Origin of the sequence: Streptomyces sp. NPDC006393, assembly GCF_040628575.1 — a bacterium.
Taxonomy (GTDB): domain Bacteria; phylum Actinomycetota; class Actinomycetes; order Streptomycetales; family Streptomycetaceae; genus Streptomyces.
Window position 1 is genome coordinate 1 of sequence record NZ_JBEXZD010000224.1, and the last position, 1,619, is coordinate 1,619.

Genomic DNA, 1,619 nt, shown 5'->3' on the forward strand with positions numbered 1-1,619 from the left:
AGCGTGTCCGGGTCCGCGAGATCGATGACAACGAGGGGCAGCGGCTGCTGCGGATCATCCGCCGGGGCACCGGGTCGGTGGTGACCTGGCGGCGGGCCCAGATGGTGCTGTTATCGGCCCAGTGCATGGACGTGGCCGAGATCGCCGAGGTGACGTTCACCAGCCCGGACCGGGTCCGGGACGTGATCCACAACTTCAACGCCGACGGCTTCGCCTCGCTCTACCCGAAGTACAAGGGCGGCCGACCCAAGACGTTCACGCTGCCCGAGCGGCGCGAGATCAAGAAGATCGCCAAGTCCAGGCCGGTCGAGCACGGCCTGCCGTTCTCGACCTGGAGCCTGGTCAAGCTGGCCGACTTCCTGGTCGCCGAGGGGGTGGTCGACGACATCAGCCACGAGGGCCTGCGCATCCTGCTCCGCGAGGAGGGCGTCACCTTTCAACGCCTGAAGACCTGGAAGACCTCGAAGGATCCCGACTACGCGGTCAAGAAGGCCCGCGTCGAGCACCTCTACGCCATCGCCGACGGCGAGGTCCTGCCCGAGCCCGGCGAACCCGAGGTCGTGTTCTGCCTCGACGAGTTCGGGCCGCTCAACCTCCAACCCCACCCCGGCCGCCAGTGGGCCGAACGCGGCGGGAAGCACAAGGACCCCGACCGCGAGCCCCGACGGCGACGCCGCGCGACCTACACCCGCCCGCACGGGGTCCGGCACCTCTTCGCCGCCTACGACCTGGGCAAGGACCGGCTCTACGGCCACATCAAGAAGACCAAGAACCGCTCCAAGTTCCTGGAGTTCTGCCGCTACCTGCGCTCCCTCCACCCCGCTGGCACGCGCATCGCGATCATCTGCGACAACTATTCCCCGCACCTGACCACCAAACGCTGCCAGCGGGTCGGGACCTGGGCCGCGGCGAAGAACGTGGAGATCGCCTACACCCCGACCAACAGCTCCTGGCTCAACCGGATCGAGGCCCAGTTCACCGCCCTGCGCTATTTCGCCCTCGACGGCACCGACCACCCCAGCCACAAGGCCCAGGGCAGCATGATCCGCCGCTACATCACCTGGCGGAACAAGAACGCCGCCGACAAGCGCCTCAAAGCCCTCGTGAGCAGGGCGAACGCCGCCTGACCCGCTACGGCAGGCGGCATCACCACAGGTGCAGGAAGCTCCGCACGTCGTCATAGCCGTCGACGGCGCGGCCGTCCACGTCCGTCGGCTCCGCCTCAGCCCGCGCCGCCAGCGACTCCGCCAGGGCCAGGGCTTCATCGCTGAGACGGCCGAAGCGTCGAGCGGTGTGTCCCAGGCACAGGCCGGCCAGCCCCAGCAGCGGACTCCCCGGCACAGCCCGCGTCCCGACCTGCACGCACCAGAACTCGACGAAGTCCGCGTCGTCGTCGTTCAACGCGGTCCCGACCAGAACTCCCGCCGCCTCGCCCTCTGTGGAGCGGTCACGAAGAGCCCGCTCCAACGTCTCAACCACCACCGCGTGAGGCAGCGCAGGAGGGTTCTCGAAGCTCAGATGAGAATGCACCCCGCGAGACTACGCGGGATGCATTCAAGGGGCGCCTGCCGCCGCCCCACCCTGCGAGACGGGGCGAACGTTGCCTGATGCGGCACTAG

Annotated in this window: 2 protein-coding genes; one reads left to right on the top strand and one right to left on the bottom strand. The window is 68.6% G+C overall.

What is annotated here, in order from left to right; genetic code table 11:
- A partial coding sequence (locus tag ABZ484_RS38695; RefSeq protein ID WP_358870633.1) for an IS630 family transposase occupies positions 1 to 1,127 on the top strand: 1,127 nt, incomplete at its 5' end.
- Positions 1,128 to 1,146: 19 nt separating this feature from the next.
- On the opposite strand, the gene ABZ484_RS38700 is transcribed toward ABZ484_RS38695, so the two are convergent.
- Complete coding sequence (locus tag ABZ484_RS38700) at positions 1,147 to 1,530, bottom strand: hypothetical protein (RefSeq protein WP_358870634.1); 384 nt, start codon at positions 1,528 to 1,530, stop codon at positions 1,147 to 1,149.
- Positions 1,531 to 1,619: the final 89 nt, after the last annotated feature.